Here is a 20,121-nt window from a genome sequence, read left to right on the forward strand (position 1 = left end):
TTTTTTGATGAAAATTGCAATCATTGGCTCGGGCATTTCAGGTTTAACCTGTGGTTACTATCTGCACCGTTATCACGATATCACCCTATTCGAAGCCAATGACTACATTGGCGGGCACACTGCGACGGTGGATGTTGAGCTTGCGGGTAAGCCATACGCAGTGGATACAGGCTTTATCGTTTATAACGACAGAACCTATCCCAATTTCATCAAAATGATGGATGAGATTGGCGTGCAAGGTAAACCGACGCAAATGAGCTTTAGTGTGCGTAATGATGCTAACGGTTTGGAGTACAACGGGCATACCCTGACGACCTTATTCGCTCAAAAACGTAACTGGCTGAATCCAAAGTTTTATCGTTTTATCGCGGAGATTTTACGCTTTAACCGTTTAACGAAAGCGTGCGTCGATAATCAATTGGCGAATGAGCAAACCTTAGGTGATTTTCTGGCTCAGCATCAGTTTTCTGAATACTTCTGTGAAAACTACATTCTGCCCATGGGGGCGGCGATTTGGTCTTCCTCTCTGGCGGATATGCGAGCTTTCCCTCTGATGTTTTTCGCGCGCTTTTTCCTAAACCATGGCCTACTGGATGTTACTAATCGTCCGCAGTGGTATGTGATCCCCGGCGGTTCGCGCAGTTATATTGCCCCTTTAACCCAAGGATTTGGCGATCGCATCCGCCTCAATAGCGCGGTCACTCAAGTGAAGCGTTTACCAAGTGGGGTAGAAGTTGTGGTCAATGGTCAGAGTGAGCGTTTTGATGAGGTGATTTTTGCTTGTCATAGCGACCAAGCTCTTGCCATGCTCAGTGATGCAAGTTCCACCGAACAACAACTGCTGTCTGCACTCGCTTATCAGGCGAATGAAGTGGTGTTACATACGGATACTCGTCTGCTGCCCAAACGTAAAGCGGCTTGGGCGGCTTGGAATTACTGGTTGAAAGGTGAAGCCAATCAAGAAACGCGTTTGCCATCTTTGACCTACAACATGAATATTTTGCAGCATATTGAAGCGCCAGAGACGTTCTGTGTCACACTCAATAGTAGTGAGGACATTGACCCGAGCAAGACATTGCGCCGATTTACCTATCATCACCCGGTGTTTTCTCGTCCTGCGATTGAAGCGCAGCAGAAAAAAGCGCAGATCAGTGGTGTCAACCATACTTGGTTTTGTGGCGCATACTGGCATAACGGCTTTCATGAGGATGGGGTACGCAGTGCGCTGGATGTGGTGACCCAATTGGAAGCTTACGCACAGCGCAGTGAGCAAGGAGCGGCCTAATGCCTGTGCCCCAAGATAGCACCGAGTGGCAAAGTTGTTTGATGGTTGGACAAGTCAGACACCGACGTTTTACGCCGGTCGAGCACGCACTCAACTATCCGCTGTTTATGCCTTGTATTGATTTAGATGAATGGCCACAGTTGGCGGATAAAGTGTGGGGATTGGGTGAGCGTTGGTGGCATTGGGCGCGTTTTCGCCGTGAAGATTACCTCGGGCAAGGCCCGCTCAAACAAGCAGTACTTGATAAGATCGAGCAACTGACGGGAGAGCGAATAGAAGGCGGCAGAGTGGTGGCTTTGCTGCACCTGCGCTATCTCGGAATCTATTTTAGCCCAGTCAACTTTTACTACGTCTACGATAGCGAAAAGCGTTGGCGTTATCTGTTGGCTGAAGTCAGCAATACCCCGTGGAATGAGCGCCACTACTACGCGGTTCCAGCACAAGCAGCATTAACCTCAGAAGAGGCTGCCGTGATTGAATGGCAGCATGCGAAAGCGTTTCATGTTTCGCCATTCAATCCCATCGAACAGAGATACTGCTGGAAAATTAAACCCTTAACTCGCGCGCTGATGATCCATCTTGAGTGTCATCGTAGTGATAAAGAGTTTGATGCCACCTTAGCGATGCAGGCTGAACCCTTGAGCGCAGGCAATTTATTACCTCGATTGATCAAAACGCCGATCATGGCAGTAAAAGTGGTATTGGGCATTTATTGGCACGCTTTCAAATTGTGGCGCAAAGGTGCCCCGTTTTATGCGCACCCAGACCAAACTCAGAACAATAATAAGGAGCAACCTCATGTTAAATAGCTCGTCGATGGAAATATCCCGCTCTCTCACCAGTTGGCAGAAAGGTGCCCGCAGTATCATTCACCGTGCATTACAGTATCTCGAAGGCAATTTAACGGTGATAGAACATTTCCCCGATCAAACCCAAACTACGCATGAACAATTTGGCCAAGATAGGCCCGATGCCATTCATGCCGTGATTGAAGTTAAACACCCGGATTTTTACAGCCGAGTATTGAAGGGCGGGAGTATTGCTGCCGCAGAAGCTTACATGGAAGGGTGGTGGGAAAGCCCTAATCTGACGGCTTTGATGCAGTTGATGGCTGCCAACCTCGGTACGCTGGATAAGCTAGAAAGTCAAAGTAGTCCTGTGACTCAATGGTTAAACCGTTTCACTCACTGGCTCAAACGCAACACCATAGATCAAGCCAAAGATAATATTCACCAGCACTATGATTTGGGGAATGAGCTTTATCAACTGTTCCTCGATGAAGAGATGCTTTACTCCAGTGCGCTGTTTACCCAACCTGAGCTCTCACTAGAGCAGGCGCAGCAAGCCAAAATGCAGCGTTTGTGTGAGCAACTACAACTGAAACCGACCGATCACGTGTTAGAAATTGGTACGGGGTGGGGCGCGATGGCGATTTACATGGCGCAGCACTATGGCTGTAAGGTCACCACCACCACCATTTCTGAAGAGCAGTATGCCTACGCACAGCAAAAAATTACGGCACTTGGGCTAAATAACCAAATTACCCTGCTCAAACAAGACTACCGTTTGCTGAGCGGTCAGTATGACAAGTTGGTATCGATTGAAATGATTGAAGCGGTGGGTAAGGCCTACTTGCCGACGTTTTTGAGCCAATGTTATGCGTTACTGAAGCCGCGCGGCAAAATGGCGATTCAGGCAATCACCATTGCCGATCAGCGTTATGAAAGCTACAGCAATAACGTGGACTTTATTCAGAAATACATTTTCCCCGGCGGTTTTTTGCCTTCGATCAGTGTGTTGACCGAATTAGCCACCAAACGCACTGGGTTGGTGTTGCGTAACTTGCATGACATCGGCATGGATTACGCACTGACGTTGCAACACTGGCGTGACCGCTTTGAGCAGCAACTGCCGAAAGTGCGTGATCTTGGCTATGACGAACGTTTCATCCGTATGTGGCGTTATTACTTTTGTTACTGCGAAGGTGGCTTTTTAGCCCGTAGCATCAGTACCGTGCACATGACTTTTGAACGAGATTAATCATGGCATTAGTGGCGATATCATTATGGTTTGACCTGCTCTGGGCGCTGGCTGTCTTGGGGCAGCAAACCTGGTTATGGCTCACCACATTACTGGTGGTTGCCACCTATGGCTTAACGGCAATCCAGCGCCATCCGCTGTTTGAAAAAATGGTCTGGATGGCGGTGGTTGGCATCATGATAGACAGCAGCAATATGCTGCTTGGGTTACTCACCTTTGCCGACGATCAATTTCCACTTTGGTTGGTGGCACTCTGGTTTGCGTTTACTTGGTATGCAGGCCACTTACTGCCGCAGCTTAACCAATATTCCCATACTCTTCTGTGTCTCGCCGGAGGCGTTTTGGGAAGTTTAAGTTATTGGTTTGGTTACCGAATGGGCGCGGTTGGTTGGGAATACCCCACCTTTATCGTCATGTTGGCACTGTTTTTGGAATGGATAGGTATCACTTGGTTACTGTTGAAGGTAATGAGGCATGAAAAAAGGACTTATAACCCTATTCGTTTTGCTCGCGAGCGGACTTGGTTACGCCGCCGTCGCTAATGCGGCGCAAGCGGAGCATAAAACTTTCCAGCGATGGGCAGAATGGCCAGTTGTTGGGCAGGCCACCCTTTCATGGCTGTGGCTGGATATCTACTCCTCGCAGTTGCGAGCGCCTGATGGCCTGTATCATGAGTCGCAAGATGTCTCGCCACATCCTGTGGCTCTTGAGATCCGTTATTTGCGCGATATCAGCAGTAAACAGTTGGTGGATGCTACTGAGGATCAGTGGCGAAAACTGGGATTCACCGCACCGCAAACCCAAGCGTGGTTGAAGCAACTGCAGCAAATACTGCCGGATGTCGCGATGGGAGATCGCCTAGTGTATGTCTCTGATGGGCAGCGCGGAGAGTTTTTCTTTAGTCGCCAACAACAGACGGAACGTTCGGTAGGCCGCATTGATGATGAAGCATTTAATGATGCTTTTCTCTCCATTTGGCTGTCGCCGCAAACGGAATATTTAACCTTGCGTAATCAATTGATAGGAATGAATCGACCATGAGATTGGCTAAATGTTGGCTATTACTACTCTGTATCTGGCTTAGTGGATGTTCGGCAGAGATTGATGATTATCGTGCGACGACGCCTAAGTTTGATCTCTTCAATTACTTTGTCGGAACGACACATGCGTGGGGTATGGTGCAAGACTATACCGAGAAGCAGACGCGCCGTTTTGAGGTGGTAATTGAAGGTCGGATTGAGAATAACCAACTGATTCTAGTCGAAGACTTCGTGTTTGATGATGGGGAGAAGGATCAACGGATCTGGACGATTAACCGAACGGCTGATGATGAGTACGAAGGACAAGCGGATGACATTGTTGGAACGGCTCGCGGTAAAGAAGTGGGTAATGCACTGCAGTGGCAATACGATTTTGTGTTGAAACTCGACAGCGGCGATGTGCAAGTACACTTCGATGACTGGCTTTATCGACAAGATGACAAGCGAGTATTTAATTTAACCAAAATTCGCAAATTTGGTCTTGAAGTCGGTCGGATTACTCTGTTTTTTGAAAAGCACGAGTGAAACGCTCTGGTATAAACCAAGTCGATAAGTCGTCGATAAGTAAAAGGGGAGCCGTTGCTCCCCTTAGTCATTTGGTCTCTCTTGTCGAGATTACAGCTTGTCCGTCAGCTCAATCGCGTAGCCAATATAGCTGGCTGGTGTCATGGCTTTCAAGCGCGTTTTCTCTTCCGCTGGCAGTGCTAAACCATCAATGAATTGACGCATCGCTTCGCCATCTACTCGCTTACCACGAGTCAGTTCTTTGAGCTTCTCATATGGCTTTTCAATGCCGTAGCGGCGCATCACGGTTTGGATTGGCTCTGCCAGAACTTCCCAGTTGTGATCCAGTTCTGCAAGTAGTGCGTCGCGGTTCACTTCCAGCTTGCTGATGCCTTTCAAAGTTGAGGTATAAGCGATGATGGCATAGCCGACACCCACACCGAGGTTACGCAGCACGGTAGAATCCGTTAGGTCACGTTGCCAACGAGAGATAGGCAGCTTTTGCGCTAAATGGGTAAATACCGCATTCGCCAGACCCAAGTTACCTTCTGAGTTTTCAAAGTCGATTGGGTTGACTTTGTGTGGCATGGTAGAAGAACCAATTTCACCCGCGATGGTTCTTTGTTTGAAGTGGCCCAGAGCAATGTAACCCCAAACATCACGATCAAAATCGATCAAGATGGTGTTAAAACGTGCCACCGCTTCAAACAGCTCAGCAATGTAATCATGCGGCTCGATTTGCGTGGTGTACGGGTTCCAATCTACGCCCAAAGATTCAGTGATGAATTCTTCGCTGAATTTATGCCAATCTACCGTTGGGTAAGCAGAAAGGTGCGCGTTGTAGTTACCCACCGCACCGTTGATTTTGGCTAGGATTTCTACGTTAGCGATCTGCTTATATTGGCGCTCCATGCGGTAGGCCACGTTCGCCATCTCTTTACCCATGGTCGACGGAGAGGCTGGCTGACCGTGAGTACGAGAAAGCAGCGGAATATCGCGGTACTCTTCGGCCAGTTTGCGAATTGCGTCAATCACGTTGCGAATTTCAGGCAGGATCACCGTGTCACGCGCTTCTTTGAGCATCAACGCATGTGAAGTGTTGTTGATGTCTTCGGAAGTACAAGCAAAGTGAATGAACTCGTTGACGGCATGCAGCTCAGGCATGGCCGCTACTTTCTCTTTCAGGAAGTATTCCACGGCTTTTACATCGTGGTTGGTGGTGCGTTCAATCTCTTTGATACGCAGTGCATCCGTCTCATTGAAGTTGGCGGCAATCGCATCAAGGAATTGATTCGCTTCGGCACTGAATGCAGGCACTTCTGCGATCTCAGCAGTGGCGGCTAGCTTTTGTAGCCAGCGAATTTCAACGATAGTGCGGTACTTTAGGAGACCAAACTCACTGAAGATACTGCGTAACGCAATCGTTTTACTTCCGTAGCGGCCATCTACCGGTGAAACAGCAGTCAATGCTGACAGTTCCATGTTCTTCTCCTGAATATTGAGTTAAAGGTGTGAGTAATTCGAGTGGGTAGTCATCACTTAGATTCGCGCTAACAAAATCTGCGCTTGTTCGATCATCTTTTTACGACCGAAAATCAGGTGACGACGGCGTCCACCAACCTGACGCCACAATACGGCGCAGCGGATCCCTGACAGGAGTAGGGCGCGCACTTTGTGCTGGTTAGTGGTTTGCTGTAATACGGCTGGAGTGCCAGTCACTTGAATGCGCGGGCCAATTGGGCTAATCACATCAAGGTAAATGCTGGCGAGGTTACTGATCATTTGATCATCAAATAAGTCAAAATGGTCAAGCTGACGCTCAATCATTTGAATGCGGTCACCGAGTTGGCTCATGGCATCGCGGCGACCACTTAATTTACGCTCAAGCGCCATTAGGCTGATCAGGTAACGGGTGATTTCGCTACCTGATGGCGTGCTGTCAATCCCTTTGACCAAGCACTCTAAGCCGAGCTTGAGCTGACTTTCGTGACCGAAAACTTCAAGCGTGTTACTTGGATTGGTACAAGTAATCGCTTTGAGCGACGTTTCAAACGCATCAGAATCACAGTACCCATTTTTGGCGACTTGCTGCACAAGTGCCACTGCCTGACAAATGCCAGCGAAAGCGATGGTACGGTCGTAAATTGCGTTAGCCACGTAAATCTCCTAAAAATTGACTTTAAATGCGCTCTTCAATAATGCCGCCACCAAGGCAGATTTCACCTTGATAAAAGACGGCGGATTGTCCCGGAGTCACGGCCACTTGTGGCTCGTCAAACATCACCTTGATGCGGTCATCACTCAGGGGAATGATGGTACAAGCGATGTCACTTTGACGATAACGCGTCTTCACGCTGCAACGTACAGGTTCTGTGATGGGGGTGCGATCAACCCAATGTAACTGAGCCGCCACCAAACCATGCGATTTGAGTAGGGGATGATCCGCGCCTTGTACTGCGATGAGCACATTCCGTTTGAGATCTTTATCCGCCACATACCATGGCTGTTCGCTGCTCTCTTTCATACCACCAATGTGCAGACCTTTACGCTGTCCGAGAGTGTGGTACATCAAGCCTTGGTGCTCACCAATCACTTTGCCCTCCGGGGTCTCAATTTTACCCGGTTGGGCTGGCAAATAGCGAGATAAGAAGTCGGTAAATTTGCGCTCACCGATAAAACAAATCCCGGTTGAATCTTTCTTCTTCGCGGTAATTAAGCCTTGTTCTTCGGCAATGCGGCGTACTTCAGGTTTTTCTAGTTCACCCACGGGGAATAGGCTGCGTGCCACTTGCTCATGGCTCAGAGTATAAAGGAAGTAGCTTTGGTCTTTATTACCGTCTAAACCGCGCAGCATTTGCGGTTTTTCGCCATTCTGCGGGAAGGTGCGACGCACATAGTGCCCCATGGCGATGTAGTCTGCATCCAGCACTTCATCAGCAAATTCTAAGAAGGCTTTAAATTTGATCTCTTTATTACACAAAATATCTGGGTTAGGAGTACGTCCCGCCTTATATTCCGCGAGGAAGTATTCAAATACGTTATCCCAGTATTCTGCTGCGAAGTTAATGGTATGAAGTGGGATGCCGAGTTTGTCACACACCGCCTGAGCATCGGCTAAATCTTCCGCCGCAGTACAATACTCTTCGTTATCGTCTTCTTCCCAGTTTTTCATAAACAGGCCTTCCACTTGGTAACCCTGTTGCTTGAGAAGATAGGCTGAAACAGAGGAATCAACCCCTCCAGACATACCGACAATCACTTTCTTTTGGCTGTTTGCGCTGTGCTCTACAGACATCACTTATCTACCACTTGAGGAACTTGGACGGGGATTCTAACAGAAAGAATTTTTCGAGGACAGATCCGAGACGCTAATCACACTTCCCCGAACCTAAGCGCTATGTTGCTAACCTATTGAATCACTTGCGCTCCAAGCGCTAAGAGAAGAGCGCGAAATAAAATCCTCAGCGTGCAAACGTTTGCTTTTTTTTCCTTTATTGCTGCACTAAAAGGTGCGCGGTAGAATCGGCGCTCCTTTCATCCTTGAACCCAAGTAACCTTTATGAAATTTCCTGGCCAACGCAAATCTAAGCATTATTTTCCGGTTCACGCGCGTGATCCTCTGGTCATTCAAGCGCAAGAAAATAAGAAGATGTCGCGCACCCACATTATCGGTATTGACCAAACCCTAGTGGATATAGAGGCCAAAGTCGATTCAGATTTGATTGAGCGTTATGGTTTAAGTAAAGGACACTCATTGGTCATTGATGATCAGGCTGCAGAAGCGTTATACAACGAATTAAAAGAGCAGCGTTTGATTACCAATGAATATGCAGGTGGAACCATAGGGAATACGCTGCATAATTACTCCGTGCTTGCGGATGATCGCTCCACGCTACTGGGTGTGATGAGCCAAGATATTAAAATTGGCAGTTACGGTTATCGCTATCTGTGTAACACTTCTAGCCGCATGGATCTCAACTATTTACAAGGTGTAGATGGTGCGATTGGCCGCTGCTTTGCCTTAATTACCGAAGATGGTGAACGTACTTTCGCGATCAGCGAAGGTCAAATGAACCAATTACGCCCAGACAGTATTCCTGAAAAAATATTTGCTAGTGCTTCTGCATTAGTGATCACGGCTTATTTAGTTCGTTGTAAAGAAGGCGATCCAATGCCGGAAGCAACAATGCGTGCCATTGAATATGCCAAAAAATATGATGTGCCTGTGGTATTAACCCTAGGTACTAAATTTGTTATTCAAGATGATCCGAAATTCTGGCAAGAATTTTTACGTGATCATGTCACTGTGGTGGCAATGAATGAAGATGAAGCATTAGCTTTAACAGGAGAAAGCGATCCGCTCGCAGCCTCAGATAAAGCGTTAGATTGGGTTGATTTAGTACTGTGTACCGCAGGCCCAGTCGGTTTATTTATGGCGGGTTACACCGAAGATTCCGCTAAACGTGAAACGTCATTACCGTTATTACCGGGATCGGTCCCAGAATTTAACCGCTATGAATTTAGCCGTCCCGCACGTAAAGAGAGTTGTATAAATCCTATTCGTGTTTATTCACATATTTCACCGTATATGGGCGGTCCAGAGAAGATAAAAAATACCAATGGTGCTGGAGATGCAGCATTATCAGCTCTACTGCATGATATGGCGGCTAATAAATACCATAAAGAAAACGTCCCTAACTCAAGTAAGCATCAACATGAGTTTTTAACCTATTCTTCTTTCTCTCAAGTTTGCAAATACTCTAACCGTGCAAGTTATGAAGTATTGGCGCAGCACTCACCACGTCTTTCACGTGGTCTTCCTGAGCGAGAAGATAGCCTTGAAGAGGCTTATTGGGAAAGGTAACAAAAAGGCTCCTTCGGGAGCCTTTATCATTTTAGTTTCTGGCAAAATTACAGAGCGAATTCTTCCAGAGATTTACCTTCATCCAGTGCTTTTTGGATCACTGAAGGAGTACGGCCTTGGCCTGTCCAAGTTTTTTCTTCACCGTTGGTGTCGATATACTTGTATTTTGCAGGGCGAGGTGCACGTTTGCCTTTTGCTTTCGTTTTAGTTTCGCCTGATAGCGCAGAAATAAGCGCTTCGAGGTCGATACCATCTTTAGCAATTTGTTCAGCAATTGCGGCTAATTTCGCTTCTTGCTCTGCACGAGCAGCAATTTCTTCTGCTTCTGCTTCTTTACGCTCTTGAACGACGGTCGTTAATTTATCTAACGCTTCTTCAAGTTGCTCAATAGTCAGTTCGCGCGCATAAGCACGTAGGCTACGAATATTTAATAAAGTCTTAGTGATTTCCGACATTACCATTTCCTGTTCACAATTTGGATAACGAGTTAATACTAAACCTAGCTTATTATACTGACAAGTTTTCGCTGCAAATATTAAGTCAAAATAGTAAGAAAGTAAAAATATAAAATGATGTTTATTTAATGAATTTACTATTTAGAATACTGCAGACGCATATAAAAGCAGCTGCAGGAACTTATCATACAGGTAAATAATATTAGTTCTATATATCAAGTCTTGCGGTGTTTTTATGAAATAAGTATCAATGAAATGATTGATTTGTGAGCTGTGGCACTTGTTTTTCTCACTGGAACCTAGTTGCATTGATATTTTTGTTAAGTAAAATGTCTCTCACCTAATGCGAAAAGCAGACTAAATGAGCCAAATGAATTGGCAGATTAGGATGAAGTTTTCGCCGTAGAGGAGCGGTTACGAAAAGTATCCACAGTTGGGGTGATGCCAATGAATTGTGGAAAAAGGCGTTGCCGCCGAAGTCAACTTGCCCATCAACGCAGTTGGCTGGGGTTACATTCAATAGGTGTAACACTGCCATAGTCTATATTGTTGTTAAACTATGGAGCGCTACTGTAGGGTTGGGTGAAGTGTTCGCTTCCCTTTCGCTTAGTTCAACATAAATTAAGTTGACATGATGTCGCTTGATTTGTCTGCAGTAGATCTCTAACCATTTTTTACTGGTTTAGGAAGATCATGAATTTAATCGATTTTGCTTCTTCGCCACTCTCTGTTTTACCACCGCTGGTGGCATTGAGTTTGGCTATTGTGACTCGCCGTGTACTCCTTTCTCTTGGCGTGGGGATTTTTTTAGGTGCTTTACTGCTGGCTGATTATTCTATTGGTCAGTCGTTGCAATATATCGCCACACAAGTGGGTAGCGTGTTTGTCAAAGAGGGCGCGATCAATGCTTGGAATATGAGTATTGTCGGCTTTTTACTGTTACTGGGTATGATGACTGCGCTACTGACGTTGTCGGGTGGCACTCGCGCTTTTGCTCAGTGGGCACAAGTCCGGGTGAAAAGTAAACGTGGCTCTAAATTACTGGCGGCATTTTTAGGCGTATTCATTTTTGTTGACGACTATTTTAATAGCCTCGCTGTCGGTTCTATTTCTCGCCCAGTGACCGATCGTTTTTACGTTTCGCGTGCCAAACTCGCTTACATTCTGGATTCCACTGCTGCGCCTATGTGTGTGGTCATGCCCGCCTCAAGTTGGGGTGCGTATATCATGACTATTATCGGTGGCATTTTAGTTTCGCACGGTATCGAGGAGTATTCCGCATTAGGTGCTTATCTGCGTTTAGTGCCGATGAACTTCTATGCGATCTTTGCGTTGCTGATGGTATTTGCGGTGGTGTGGTTCCAAATGGATATCGGCCAGATGCGCAAGCATGAAATTGCCGCTTCTCAAGGGCGTGGTTTTGATGAAGACCCGAGTACAGATACACAAGAGGCCCACGAACTCAATGAAGAGCTTGATATTCGTGAAAGTGAACGCGGTACAGTACTCGATCTCGTGTTGCCGATTGTGTTTTTAGTCGTTGCGACCATTGGTGCGATGATTTGGACTGGCGCAAGTGCATTAGCGGAAAGTGGTCAGTCGTTTGATATTTTTGGGGCGTTTGAAAATACCAATGTTGGTACTTCATTGGTATATGGTGGATTAGTCGGTCTGGCGATGGCTTTTGTGACCGTGTTGCGCCAAAAACTACCGATGGCTGAAATCGCAAAAACCTTATGGATTGGTGCGAAATCGATGTTTGGTGCAATTTTGATCCTGATTTTTGCATGGACCATAGGTTCTGTCATCGGTGACATGAAGACCGGTGCTTATCTCTCTTCTCTCGTACAAGGCAATATTGACCCACATTGGCTTCCGGTCATTCTGTTCATCTTGTCAGGCGCGATGGCTTTCTCTACCGGCACATCATGGGGCACTTTTGGCATCATGCTGCCGATTGCGGGTGACATGGCGGGCGCTACAGATATTGCACTTATGCTGCCGATGCTCGGTGCGGTGCTTGCCGGTTCCGTATTTGGCGATCACTGTTCTCCGATTTCAGATACCACGATTCTCTCTTCGACGGGAGCACGTTGTCATCATATTGACCACGTTGCGACTCAACTGCCTTACGCGTTGGCCGTTGCGTTAGTGTCAGCGATTGGTTACGTGGTGCTGGGAATTTTTGCTTCACTCGGGCTGGCTTTAGCTGCCGCATCCGTGAGCTTTGTCGTGGTTTGCTTAATTTTTGCAGCTCTGTCAAAAGCCAAAGTGAGCAAACAAGTGTCTGCGTAATTCGCATCGCTATAGAGATAAGAGGCCAGTCGGCCTCTTTTTTTATCGCTAACCTTAGTTGCAGCTTTGAGTGGTGGTGATGAGCTCTTAAAGCCGTCATAAAAAAATAACCAGAAAAGTGTCAATTTGTGGTTGAAAAAAAAACTTAGCTTAGTTAGTGTGAAGGCAGTTCTCAAACAGACAGAAACCACTAAGTATGCGTAATTTCGTAATGAACATTCATCACCATCATCATCCCTAAGGTGTCTTTCGGGAGATGTACGCATACCCGGGGGACAGGAATCTCCCGGAGTTGAAATCAGAGCCATAAAAAGATTCTAACCCTCGGGAGACCAAACCTCCCGAGGGTTTTTCGTTTTAAGCTTTGGAAAAATTATTAAATTCAAAAAATTGCAAAGGAAGAATGACATGCAAACACAACGACTAAGAATCGCGATACAGAAAAAAGGCCGCCTGAGCCAAGAGTGCCAAGAACTGCTGAAAAAATGCGGTGTGAAATTCAACATCATGGGCGAGCGCTTGGTGGTTCATTCACTGAATATGCCGATTGACCTGTTGTTGGTGCGTGACGATGACATTCCAGGACTGATCATGGATGGGGTGGTGGATTTGGGTTTTGTTGGTGAAAACGTGCTTGAAGAAACACGTTTAGATCGCCTAGCACTCAACCAACGTAACGAATTTATCACCCTGCGCCGTATGGATTTTGGTGGTTGCCGTCTGTCGATCGCGATTGAAAAAGATGCTGAGTATCGTGGCCCGCAAGATCTGAATGGTAAGCGTATTGCCACCACCTACCCACAACTGCTCAAAGCTTATATGGATCGCCAAGGCGTGGATTTCAGCACCTGTATGTTGACGGGTTCGGTTGAAGTTGCACCGCGTGCAGGGTTAGCTGATGCGATTGCGGATCTGGTCTCCACTGGCGCGACCTTAGAAGCCAACGGTCTTAAAGAAGTGGAAGTGATTTTTGAATCGAAAGCGACGCTTATTCAGCGCCCAGGTGCTTTTGCTGCCGATAAAGCTGCACTGATCGATAAACTCCTCACTCGCATGCACGGCGTGCAACAAGCCAAAGAATCGAAATACATCATGCTGCACGCTCCGGTTGAGAAGTTGGCGCAAATCAAAACCTTGTTGCCCGGAGCGGAAGACCCAACAGTGCTTCCTTTGTCTGCCGACAAATCCAAAGTCGCGGTACACATGGTGAGTTCGGAAAATCTATTCTGGGAAACCATGGAGCAGCTGAAAGCCCTCGGTGCTAGCTCAATTTTGGTGTTACCGATTGAAAAAATGATGGAGTAAGGCGATGAGAACCGTGGTTTGGCAATCGTTGAGTGAAGCTCAGCAAGAATCGATTTTAGAACGTCCTGCGATTACCGAAGGAGCAAACATCACTGCCGCAGTTGCGCAGGTGATTGCGAAAGTGCGCAGTGAGGGTGATGCAGCCCTGTTTGAATTAACTGAAAAATTTGATCGTGTAAAACCCGCTTCACTGCGCGTATCTCGCGAAGAGATGGATGCCGCTGCCGCGCGTTTGTCGGAAACAATGAAACAGGCGTTGGAGCAGGCATACAACAATATCAGCAAATTCCACAAGGCGCAAAAAGCGCAGCCAATCAAAGTGGAAACCATGCCGGGCGTGGTGTGTGAGCAAGTGACTCGCCCGATCAATAAAGTCGGTCTGTATATTCCGGGTGGCAGCGCACCGCTACCATCAACCGTACTAATGCTCGGTGTGCCTGCGCAAATCGCCGGTTGTCGTAAAGTGGTGCTCTGCTCACCGCCGCCGATTGCTGATGAAATTCTCTACGTCGCTAAGCTGTGTAACATCGATGAGGTGTACAATCTAGGCGGTGGCCAAGCGATTGCAGCGATGGCTTACGGTACGGAAACGGTCACTAAAGTTGACAAAATCTTTGGCCCCGGTAACGCCTATGTGACAGAAGCAAAACGCCAAGTGAGTAACGATTTTCGCGGCGCAGCGATTGATATGCCTGCAGGACCTTCAGAAGTATTGGTGATTGCTGATGAAACGGCGGATGCCAATTTTATTGCTGCCGATCTACTCAGTCAGGCAGAGCACGGCCCAGATTCACAGGTGGTTCTGGTCACACCATCACCAGTGTTGGCCGATCAAGTGACTGATGCGGTACAACAGCAGCTTAAAGTGCTTTCGCGCGCCAGTATTGCTGAAAAAGCCTTGGCTTCCAGTCTGATCATTATTGCTGAATCGCTCACTCAAGCGGTGTCGATTTCTAACTACTACGGACCTGAGCACTTGATTGTGCAGACGCGCAATCCGCGTGAGTTGGTTCCACTGCTCGATAATGCAGGCTCCATTTTCCTTGGCGATTGGTCGCCAGAATCGGTAGGTGATTACGCTTCAGGTACTAACCATGTGCTACCCACTTACGGTTACACCCGCACCTATTCCAGCTTAGGTTTAGCCGATTTCAGCAAACGCATGACAGTGCAAGAGCTGACCGCTGATGGCTTGCAATTGCTCGCGCCCACCGTCGTCACGATGGCAGAAGCGGAAGGGTTAGACGCGCACAAACGTGCGGTTACGATTCGAGTAGAAAAATTACAGAAGGCTCAATAAATTATGGAAAAACTGGCTCGTCAACAAATTCAGGCGTTAACCCCATACCTTTCTGCGCGTCGTATTGGTGGTAGTGGTGATGTTTGGCTCAATGCTAACGAATCGCCTTTTAATAACGAATACAAAACCGATTTTGCGCGCCTTAATCGTTACAGTGATTGTCAACCTAAGGCGATGATCCAAGCCTACGCCAATTACGCTGGAGTACAGCCGGAGCAAGTGCTGACTTCGCGCGGCGCGGATGAAGGGATTGAGCTTTTGATCCGTGCGTTTTGCGAACCCAATCAGGACGCGATTCTGTTCTGCCCTCCAACCTATGGCATGTACGCGATCAGTGCAGAAACCTTTGGTGTTGAGCGTAAAAAAGTGCCGTTGACTACTGATTGGCAACTCGATTTACCGAGCATTGAGGCCAATCTGGATCGCGTCAAATTGGTGTTTGTGTGTAGTCCAAACAACCCGACTGGCAACTTGGTCAAACGTGCCGACATCATCAAACTGCTGGAGATGACCAAAGATCGCGCCATTGTGGTGATGGATGAAGCCTACATCGATTTCTGCCCAGAGGCGTCGACGGTCGATTTGCTCGCCCAATATCCGAACTTGGCGATTCTACGCACACTCTCTAAAGCTTTTGCTTTGGCGGGACTACGCTGTGGCTTCACGCTTGCCAATGCTGAACTCATCAATGTGTTGCTCAAAGTGATCGCGCCTTATCCGGTGCCGGTGCCGGTTGCCGAAATCGCGGTGCAAGCCTTATCACCTGCAGGTCTCGCGCGCGCCAAATACCAAGTATTGGATCTCGGCGCGAATCGAGCTTACCTACAAGTGGGGCTCTCTATGGTTCCGGGTGTGCAGGTTTTTGAAGGTTGGGGTAACTATCTATTAGTGAAATTCCCTGATGGTGATGCACTGTTTAAAGCGGCGTGGGAGCACGGCATTATTTTGCGTAATTCACCGATTGAAAACTGTGTGCGTATCAGTGTTGGCAATCGCGAAGAGTGTGAAAAAACCGTCGCGTTTATTCGCAACTACTACCAGTAATTTTGTTTACAGCAGCTCGCTGCGCGGGCTGCTGATGAAAAGGACATTCTTGTGAGCAAACAACAAAAAATTCTTTTTATCGACCGCGACGGCACCTTAATTGTTGAGCCGCCAGTGGATTTCCAAGTTGACCGTTTGGACAAACTCAAACTTGAGCCTTATGTGATCCCAAGCCTGCTCAAGCTACAAGAGGCGGGTTATCGTTTGGTGATGGTGACCAATCAGGATGGTTTAGGCACGTCAAGCTACCCGCAAGTGGATTTCGATGCGCCGCATAACATGATGATGGACATTTTTGAATCGCAAGGCGTGAAGTTTGATGATGTGCTGATTTGCCCGCACTTTGAGCGTGATAACTGTTCGTGCCGCAAACCGAAACTTGGCTTAGTCAAAGAGTATCTGCAAGGTGGCAAAGTCGATTTCAAATCGTCAGCCGTGATTGGCGATCGCATGACCGATCTGCAACTGGCGGAAAATATGGCGATTCGCGGTATTCAATACCACCCGCAAACTATGGGTTGGCTGGATATCGTTAAAGATCTCACTACCAAGCCGCGTGTTGCCCAAGTGGTGCGTAAAACCAAAGAGACCGATATTCAGGTTCTAGTCAATCTTGACCAAACTGGCGGTAATCAGATCGAAACGGGTTTGGGCTTTTTTGACCACATGCTGGATCAAATCGCGACCCACGGCGGTTTCCAACTGCAACTGAAAGTGGTGGGCGATCTGCACATTGATGATCACCACACGGTAGAAGATACCGCCTTGGCACTAGGGCAAGCACTGCGTGAAGCACTGGGTGACAAACGTGGTATTGGACGCTTTGGTTTCACATTGCCCATGGATGAGTGTTTGGCTCAGTGCGCGTTGGATCTCTCGGGTCGCCCGTATCTGAAATTTGATGCGAGCTTTAGCCGCCCGCAAGTGGGCGATCTCTCGACTGAGATGGTTTATCACTTCTTCCGCTCATTGACCGATACCTTGGCGTGTACTCTGCACCTTTCATCCAGTGGTGATAACGATCACCACATCATTGAGAGCCTGTTTAAAGCGTTTGGTCGCACGCTGCGTCAAGCCATCACGGTGCAAGGTAACGATCTGCCGAGCAGTAAAGGGGTGCTCTGATGACTCAGAATGTGGTGATTATTGATACTGGCTGCGCCAATATCTCCTCGGTCAAATTTGCCATTGAGCGATTAGGTTATGCGGTGACGATTTCGCGCGATCCGCAAGTGGTGCTCGCAGCTGACAAACTGTTTTTGCCCGGCGTTGGTACCGCGAGCGAAGCAATGAAAAACCTCACTGAGCGCGATTTGATCGAGCTAGTGAAACGGGTTGAAAAACCATTGCTTGGGATCTGTCTTGGCATGCAACTGCTTGGCAAATTGTCGGAAGAGAAAGGCCAGAAAGCCGATGAGATTGTGCAGTGCTTAGGGCTGGTCGATGGCGAAGTCCGTTTGCTGCAAACCGGCGATCTGCCGTTGCCACACATGGGCTGGAACACGGTACAGGTCAAAGAGGGGCATCCGCTGTTTAACGGTATTGAACCTGATGCGTATTTCTACTTCGTGCACAGCTTCGCTATGCCTGTTGGCGATTACACTATTGCCCAGTGCGAGTATGGTCAGCCGTTCAGCGCAGCGATTCAAGCGGGGAACTATTACGGGGTGCAATTTCACCCTGAGCGCTCTTCAAAAGCGGGCGCACGCTTGATTCAAAACTTTCTTGAGCTTTAGGGACAAGCGCTGGTCAAAGCTGGCGCAATACAAGGAACCACAATGATTATTCCCGCATTAGATTTGATTGAAGGTCAGGTTGTGCGTCTGTATCAAGGTGATTACGGACAAGTGACCGAATATAAAGTAGACCCAGCGGAGCAGTTTAATTTGTATCACCAAGCTGGCGCAGACTGGTTGCACTTGGTGGATTTAACTGGCGCGAAAAATACCGCGGCACGCCAACTGGATTTGATTGCTCGTCTGCTCGCGAGCACACCCGCCAATATTCAAATTGGTGGTGGAGTACGTAGTGAACAAGACGTGGTGGATCTGCTTGAAGCAGGTGCGCAGCGCGTGGTGGTGGGCTCAACCGCGGTTAAACAGCCGCAATTGGTCAAAAGCTGGATGGAAAAATACGGCGCTGAGAAAATTGTTTTAGCGTTGGACATCAACATTGATGAACAAGGTACGCGCAAAGTCGCGATTTCCGGCTGGCAGGAAGATTCCGGCGTGACGATTGAAGCTTTGATTGATGACTACTTAACGGTTGGCTTAAAGCACGTACTGTGTACCGATATTTCCCGAGATGGCACGCTAGCCGGCTCGAACGTTGAGCTGTATCGCGATCTCTGTCGTCAATATCCACAAGTGCAGTTCCAATCGTCCGGTGGCATTGGTTCACTTGCCGATATTGAGGCATTGAAAGGCACAGGCGTTGCGGGTGTGATTGTCGGTCGCGCGCTATTGGATGGCAAATTTACCGCGCAGGAGGCATTCGCATGTTGGCAAAACGGATAATTCCTTGTCTGGATGTACGTGATGGACAGGTAGTGAAAGGCGTTCAGTTTCGTAACCACGAAATCATTGGAGACATTGTGCCACTGGCCAAACGTTACGCCGAAGAAGGCGCGGATGAGCTGGTGTTTTACGATATTACCGCTTCCAGTGATGGCCGCGTGGTCGATAAAAGCTGGGTCGCGCGAGTCGCGGAAGTGATCGACATTCCTTTCTGTGTCGCGGGCGGGATCAAGTCGGCGCAAGATGCTGCGCGAATCTTGGAGTTCGGTGCAGATAAAGTGTCAATTAACTCACCTGCTCTGGCGAATCCACAACTCATCACCGATCTTGCGGATCGCTTTGGCGTGCAATGCATCGTGGTTGGTATCGACTCTTATTTTGATAAAGAAACAGGTCAATATCAGGTTTATCAGTTTACCGGTGATGAAAACCGCACCCGTGCTACGCAGTGGCAAACTTGTGATTGGGTGCAAGAGGTGCAAAAGCGCGGCGCTGGGGAAATTGTACTGAACATGATGAACCAAGATGGTGTGCGCAATGGTTACGATCTTGAGCAGCTCAATTTAGTGCGATCGGTGTGCCGAGTTCCACTGATCGCCTCCGGTGGTGCAGGGGCGATGGAACATTTCGCGCAAGCTTTTACTCAAGCGAACGTCGATGGCGCTTTAGCCGCTTCGGTGTTTCACAAGCAGATCATCAATATCGGTGAACTCAAGCAGTATCTAAAACAACAAGGAATTGAGGTGAGACGATGAATCCAGCAAGCCCATTTGCCACGCTAACCGACCGTATTGATTGGCAGAAAGTCGACGGACTTGTGCCAGCGATTGTGCAGGATTTTCAGTCCAGCCGAGTCTTAATGATGGGGTATATGAACCCTGAGGCGTTGCAAAAAACCCTTGATACTCAACAAGTGACCTTTTTCTCGCGCAGCAAACAGCGTTTGTGGACTAAGGGAGAAACCTCAGGTCATGTGTTGCAACTGAAAAATATCGCGCTGGATTGCGACCAAGATACGCTACTGGTGAAAGTGAACCCGATTGGCCCAACCTGCCACACAGGCACCGTGACCTGTTGGGATGGTGATGCACAAGAAGAGTCACAAATGGTTTGGCTTCATCAGTTGGAACAACTGTTGGCAGAGCGCAAAAATGCCGATCCCAGTTCTTCTTACACTGCCTCTTTGTATGCGCGTGGCACCAAACGTATTGCGCAGAAAGTGGGTGAAGAAGGGGTTGAAGTCGCGTTGGCGGCGACGGCAGGGGATAAGGAGGAGCTGATTTGCGAATCCGCCGACTTGATGTATCACTTGTTGGTGCTGCTACAAGAGCAAGGCTTAGCCATGAATGATGTGATCAATAAGCTGAAAGAACGCCATAAGTAATTGGTAGACGAGTTTCTCCAACCAAACAATAACGCCCCATTATTGGGGCGTTATTGCCTTCCTACTTGAAGCTGCAGCGGTGTTGGCTG

20 protein-coding genes, 1 riboswitch and 1 other annotated feature are annotated in these 20,121 nt (G+C 48.0%); of the genes, 16 read left to right on the forward strand and 4 right to left on the reverse strand.

The genetic code is table 11. The annotated features are described in order from the left end of the window. Positions 1-7: 7 nt before the first annotated feature. From GOU96_RS00430 to GOU96_RS00455, 6 genes are read left to right on the forward strand one after another with little or no spacing between them, the layout of a single operon-like run. A complete protein-coding gene (locus GOU96_RS00430; protein WP_042988612.1) occupies positions 8-1,285 on the forward strand; it encodes an NAD(P)/FAD-dependent oxidoreductase in 1,278 nt (425 codons plus the stop codon). Beyond that, positions 1,285-2,094: a DUF1365 domain-containing protein gene (locus GOU96_RS00435; protein WP_001145046.1), complete on the forward strand. Its 810-nt coding sequence runs from the start codon at positions 1,285-1,287 to the stop codon at positions 2,092-2,094. The genes GOU96_RS00430 and GOU96_RS00435 overlap by 1 nt, the downstream gene beginning before the upstream one ends. Continuing rightward, on the forward strand, positions 2,084-3,325 hold the full coding sequence (locus tag GOU96_RS00440) for an SAM-dependent methyltransferase (RefSeq protein WP_000935156.1): 1,242 nt from the start codon (positions 2,084-2,086) through the stop codon (positions 3,323-3,325). The genes GOU96_RS00435 and GOU96_RS00440 overlap by 11 nt, the downstream gene beginning before the upstream one ends. Before the next feature lie 2 nt (positions 3,326-3,327). Further along, entirely contained in the window at positions 3,328-3,867 is a 540-nt protein-coding gene (locus GOU96_RS00445) for a DUF2878 domain-containing protein (RefSeq protein WP_001229555.1), read from the forward strand. Further along, positions 3,830-4,366 (forward strand): chalcone isomerase family protein, encoded by a 537-nt coding sequence (locus tag GOU96_RS00450; protein ID WP_267780693.1) that lies wholly within the window; start codon positions 3,830-3,832, stop codon positions 4,364-4,366. Before GOU96_RS00445 ends, GOU96_RS00450 begins: the two co-directional genes overlap by 38 nt. Next, the gene (locus tag GOU96_RS00455; protein ID WP_001234234.1) at positions 4,363-4,890 is read left to right on the forward strand and encodes a DUF3833 domain-containing protein; all 528 of its coding nucleotides are present in this window, start codon (positions 4,363-4,365) and stop codon (positions 4,888-4,890) included. Before GOU96_RS00450 ends, GOU96_RS00455 begins: the two co-directional genes overlap by 4 nt. 90 nt (positions 4,891-4,980) lie before the next feature. Here the strand turns inward: GOU96_RS00455 and purB are convergent, their stop codons facing one another. The 3 genes from purB to mnmA are packed head-to-tail and all read right to left on the reverse strand — an operon-like array spanning position 4,981 to position 8,164. Continuing rightward, a complete protein-coding gene (purB, locus tag GOU96_RS00460; protein WP_053033909.1) occupies positions 4,981-6,351 on the reverse strand; it encodes an adenylosuccinate lyase in 1,371 nt (456 codons plus the stop codon). 57 nt (positions 6,352-6,408) lie between these two features. Then, positions 6,409-7,026, reverse strand: coding sequence for a high frequency lysogenization protein HflD (gene hflD, locus GOU96_RS00465; RefSeq protein WP_033932433.1), 618 nt, complete (start codon positions 7,024-7,026; stop codon positions 6,409-6,411). Positions 7,027-7,048: 22 nt separating this feature from the next. After that, a complete protein-coding gene (mnmA, locus tag GOU96_RS00470) occupies positions 7,049-8,164 on the reverse strand; it encodes a tRNA 2-thiouridine(34) synthase MnmA (RefSeq protein WP_000109995.1) in 1,116 nt (371 codons plus the stop codon). A gap of 264 nt (positions 8,165-8,428) precedes the next feature. Between mnmA and GOU96_RS00475 the strand changes: the two genes are divergently transcribed. After that, entirely contained in the window at positions 8,429-9,733 is a 1,305-nt protein-coding gene (locus GOU96_RS00475; protein WP_000671617.1) for an inosine/guanosine kinase, read from the forward strand. Positions 9,734-9,780: 47 nt separating this feature from the next. Here the strand turns inward: GOU96_RS00475 and GOU96_RS00480 are convergent, their stop codons facing one another. After that, positions 9,781-10,188 (reverse strand): H-NS family nucleoid-associated regulatory protein, encoded by a 408-nt coding sequence (locus tag GOU96_RS00480; protein WP_001290200.1) that lies wholly within the window; start codon positions 10,186-10,188, stop codon positions 9,781-9,783. 395 nt (positions 10,189-10,583) lie between these two features. Continuing rightward, positions 10,584-10,766: riboswitch (Lysine riboswitch) on the forward strand. 115 nt (positions 10,767-10,881) lie between these two features. Between GOU96_RS00480 and GOU96_RS00485 the strand changes: the two genes are divergently transcribed. The 9 genes from GOU96_RS00485 (at position 10,882) to hisIE (ending at position 20,032) form a co-directional block, all read left to right on the forward strand. Further along, complete coding sequence (locus GOU96_RS00485) at positions 10,882-12,483, forward strand: Na+/H+ antiporter NhaC family protein (protein WP_095487191.1); 1,602 nt, start codon at positions 10,882-10,884, stop codon at positions 12,481-12,483. A 219-nt stretch (positions 12,484-12,702) separates the two neighbouring features. Then, positions 12,703-12,836: a sequence feature (His leader region), on the forward strand. 55 nt (positions 12,837-12,891) lie between these two features. After that, on the forward strand, positions 12,892-13,788 hold the full coding sequence (gene hisG, locus GOU96_RS00490; protein ID WP_001194701.1) for an ATP phosphoribosyltransferase: 897 nt from the start codon (positions 12,892-12,894) through the stop codon (positions 13,786-13,788). Between the two features lie 4 nt (positions 13,789-13,792). Further along, positions 13,793-15,088, forward strand: coding sequence for a histidinol dehydrogenase (hisD, locus tag GOU96_RS00495; RefSeq protein WP_071192164.1), 1,296 nt, complete (start codon positions 13,793-13,795; stop codon positions 15,086-15,088). Between the two features lie 3 nt (positions 15,089-15,091). After that, on the forward strand, positions 15,092-16,132 hold the full coding sequence (gene hisC, locus GOU96_RS00500) for a histidinol-phosphate transaminase (RefSeq protein WP_076007706.1): 1,041 nt from the start codon (positions 15,092-15,094) through the stop codon (positions 16,130-16,132). Between the two features lie 51 nt (positions 16,133-16,183). Then, the gene (gene hisB / locus GOU96_RS00505; RefSeq protein ID WP_076007707.1) at positions 16,184-17,257 is read left to right on the forward strand and encodes a bifunctional histidinol-phosphatase/imidazoleglycerol-phosphate dehydratase HisB; all 1,074 of its coding nucleotides are present in this window, start codon (positions 16,184-16,186) and stop codon (positions 17,255-17,257) included. Then, positions 17,257-17,868 carry an imidazole glycerol phosphate synthase subunit HisH gene (gene hisH, locus GOU96_RS00510; RefSeq protein ID WP_000193249.1) on the forward strand — a complete coding sequence of 204 codons (612 nt, stop codon included), beginning with the start codon at positions 17,257-17,259 and terminating at the stop codon, positions 17,866-17,868. Before hisB ends, hisH begins: the two co-directional genes overlap by 1 nt. Positions 17,869-17,910: 42 nt before the next feature. Beyond that, positions 17,911-18,648 (forward strand): 1-(5-phosphoribosyl)-5-[(5-phosphoribosylamino)methylideneamino]imidazole-4-carboxamide isomerase, encoded by a 738-nt coding sequence (gene hisA, locus GOU96_RS00515; protein WP_114716611.1) that lies wholly within the window; start codon positions 17,911-17,913, stop codon positions 18,646-18,648. Continuing rightward, positions 18,630-19,403: an imidazole glycerol phosphate synthase subunit HisF gene (hisF, locus tag GOU96_RS00520; protein WP_000880140.1), complete on the forward strand. Its 774-nt coding sequence runs from the start codon at positions 18,630-18,632 to the stop codon at positions 19,401-19,403. Before hisA ends, hisF begins: the two co-directional genes overlap by 19 nt. Continuing rightward, entirely contained in the window at positions 19,400-20,032 is a 633-nt protein-coding gene (gene hisIE / locus GOU96_RS00525) for a bifunctional phosphoribosyl-AMP cyclohydrolase/phosphoribosyl-ATP diphosphatase HisIE (RefSeq protein ID WP_001067503.1), read from the forward strand. The genes hisF and hisIE overlap by 4 nt, the downstream gene beginning before the upstream one ends. The last annotated feature ends 89 nt before the right edge of the window (positions 20,033-20,121 follow it).

Origin of the sequence: Vibrio sp. R-1, assembly GCF_035615595.1 — a bacterium.
Taxonomy (GTDB): Bacteria; Pseudomonadota; Gammaproteobacteria; order Enterobacterales; family Vibrionaceae; genus Vibrio; species Vibrio cholerae.

Excerpts from the sequence above, each read along its gene's own strand:
- GOU96_RS00430 (WP_042988612.1), top strand. The coding sequence starts at position 8 with ATGAAAATTGCAATCATTGGCTCGGGCATTTCAGGTTTAACCTGTGGT.
- GOU96_RS00435 (WP_001145046.1), top strand. The coding sequence starts at position 1,285 with ATGCCTGTGCCCCAAGATAGCACCGAGTGGCAAAGTTGTTTGATGGTT.
- GOU96_RS00440 (WP_000935156.1), top strand. The coding sequence starts at position 2,084 with ATGTTAAATAGCTCGTCGATGGAAATATCCCGCTCTCTCACCAGTTGG.
- GOU96_RS00445 (WP_001229555.1), top strand. The coding sequence starts at position 3,328 with ATGGCATTAGTGGCGATATCATTATGGTTTGACCTGCTCTGGGCGCTG.
- GOU96_RS00455 (WP_001234234.1), top strand. The coding sequence starts at position 4,363 with ATGAGATTGGCTAAATGTTGGCTATTACTACTCTGTATCTGGCTTAGT.
- purB (WP_053033909.1), bottom strand. The coding sequence starts at position 6,351 with ATGGAACTGTCAGCATTGACTGCTGTTTCACCGGTAGATGGCCGCTAC.
- mnmA (WP_000109995.1), bottom strand. The coding sequence starts at position 8,164 with ATGTCTGTAGAGCACAGCGCAAACAGCCAAAAGAAAGTGATTGTCGGT.
- GOU96_RS00475 (WP_000671617.1), top strand. The coding sequence starts at position 8,429 with ATGAAATTTCCTGGCCAACGCAAATCTAAGCATTATTTTCCGGTTCAC.
- GOU96_RS00480 (WP_001290200.1), bottom strand. The coding sequence starts at position 10,188 with ATGTCGGAAATCACTAAGACTTTATTAAATATTCGTAGCCTACGTGCT.
- GOU96_RS00485 (WP_095487191.1), top strand. The coding sequence starts at position 10,882 with ATGAATTTAATCGATTTTGCTTCTTCGCCACTCTCTGTTTTACCACCG.
- hisG (WP_001194701.1), top strand. The coding sequence starts at position 12,892 with ATGCAAACACAACGACTAAGAATCGCGATACAGAAAAAAGGCCGCCTG.
- hisD (WP_071192164.1), top strand. The coding sequence starts at position 13,793 with ATGAGAACCGTGGTTTGGCAATCGTTGAGTGAAGCTCAGCAAGAATCG.
- hisC (WP_076007706.1), top strand. The coding sequence starts at position 15,092 with ATGGAAAAACTGGCTCGTCAACAAATTCAGGCGTTAACCCCATACCTT.
- hisH (WP_000193249.1), top strand. The coding sequence starts at position 17,257 with ATGACTCAGAATGTGGTGATTATTGATACTGGCTGCGCCAATATCTCC.
- hisA (WP_114716611.1), top strand. The coding sequence starts at position 17,911 with ATGATTATTCCCGCATTAGATTTGATTGAAGGTCAGGTTGTGCGTCTG.
- hisF (WP_000880140.1), top strand. The coding sequence starts at position 18,630 with ATGTTGGCAAAACGGATAATTCCTTGTCTGGATGTACGTGATGGACAG.
- hisIE (WP_001067503.1), top strand. The coding sequence starts at position 19,400 with ATGAATCCAGCAAGCCCATTTGCCACGCTAACCGACCGTATTGATTGG.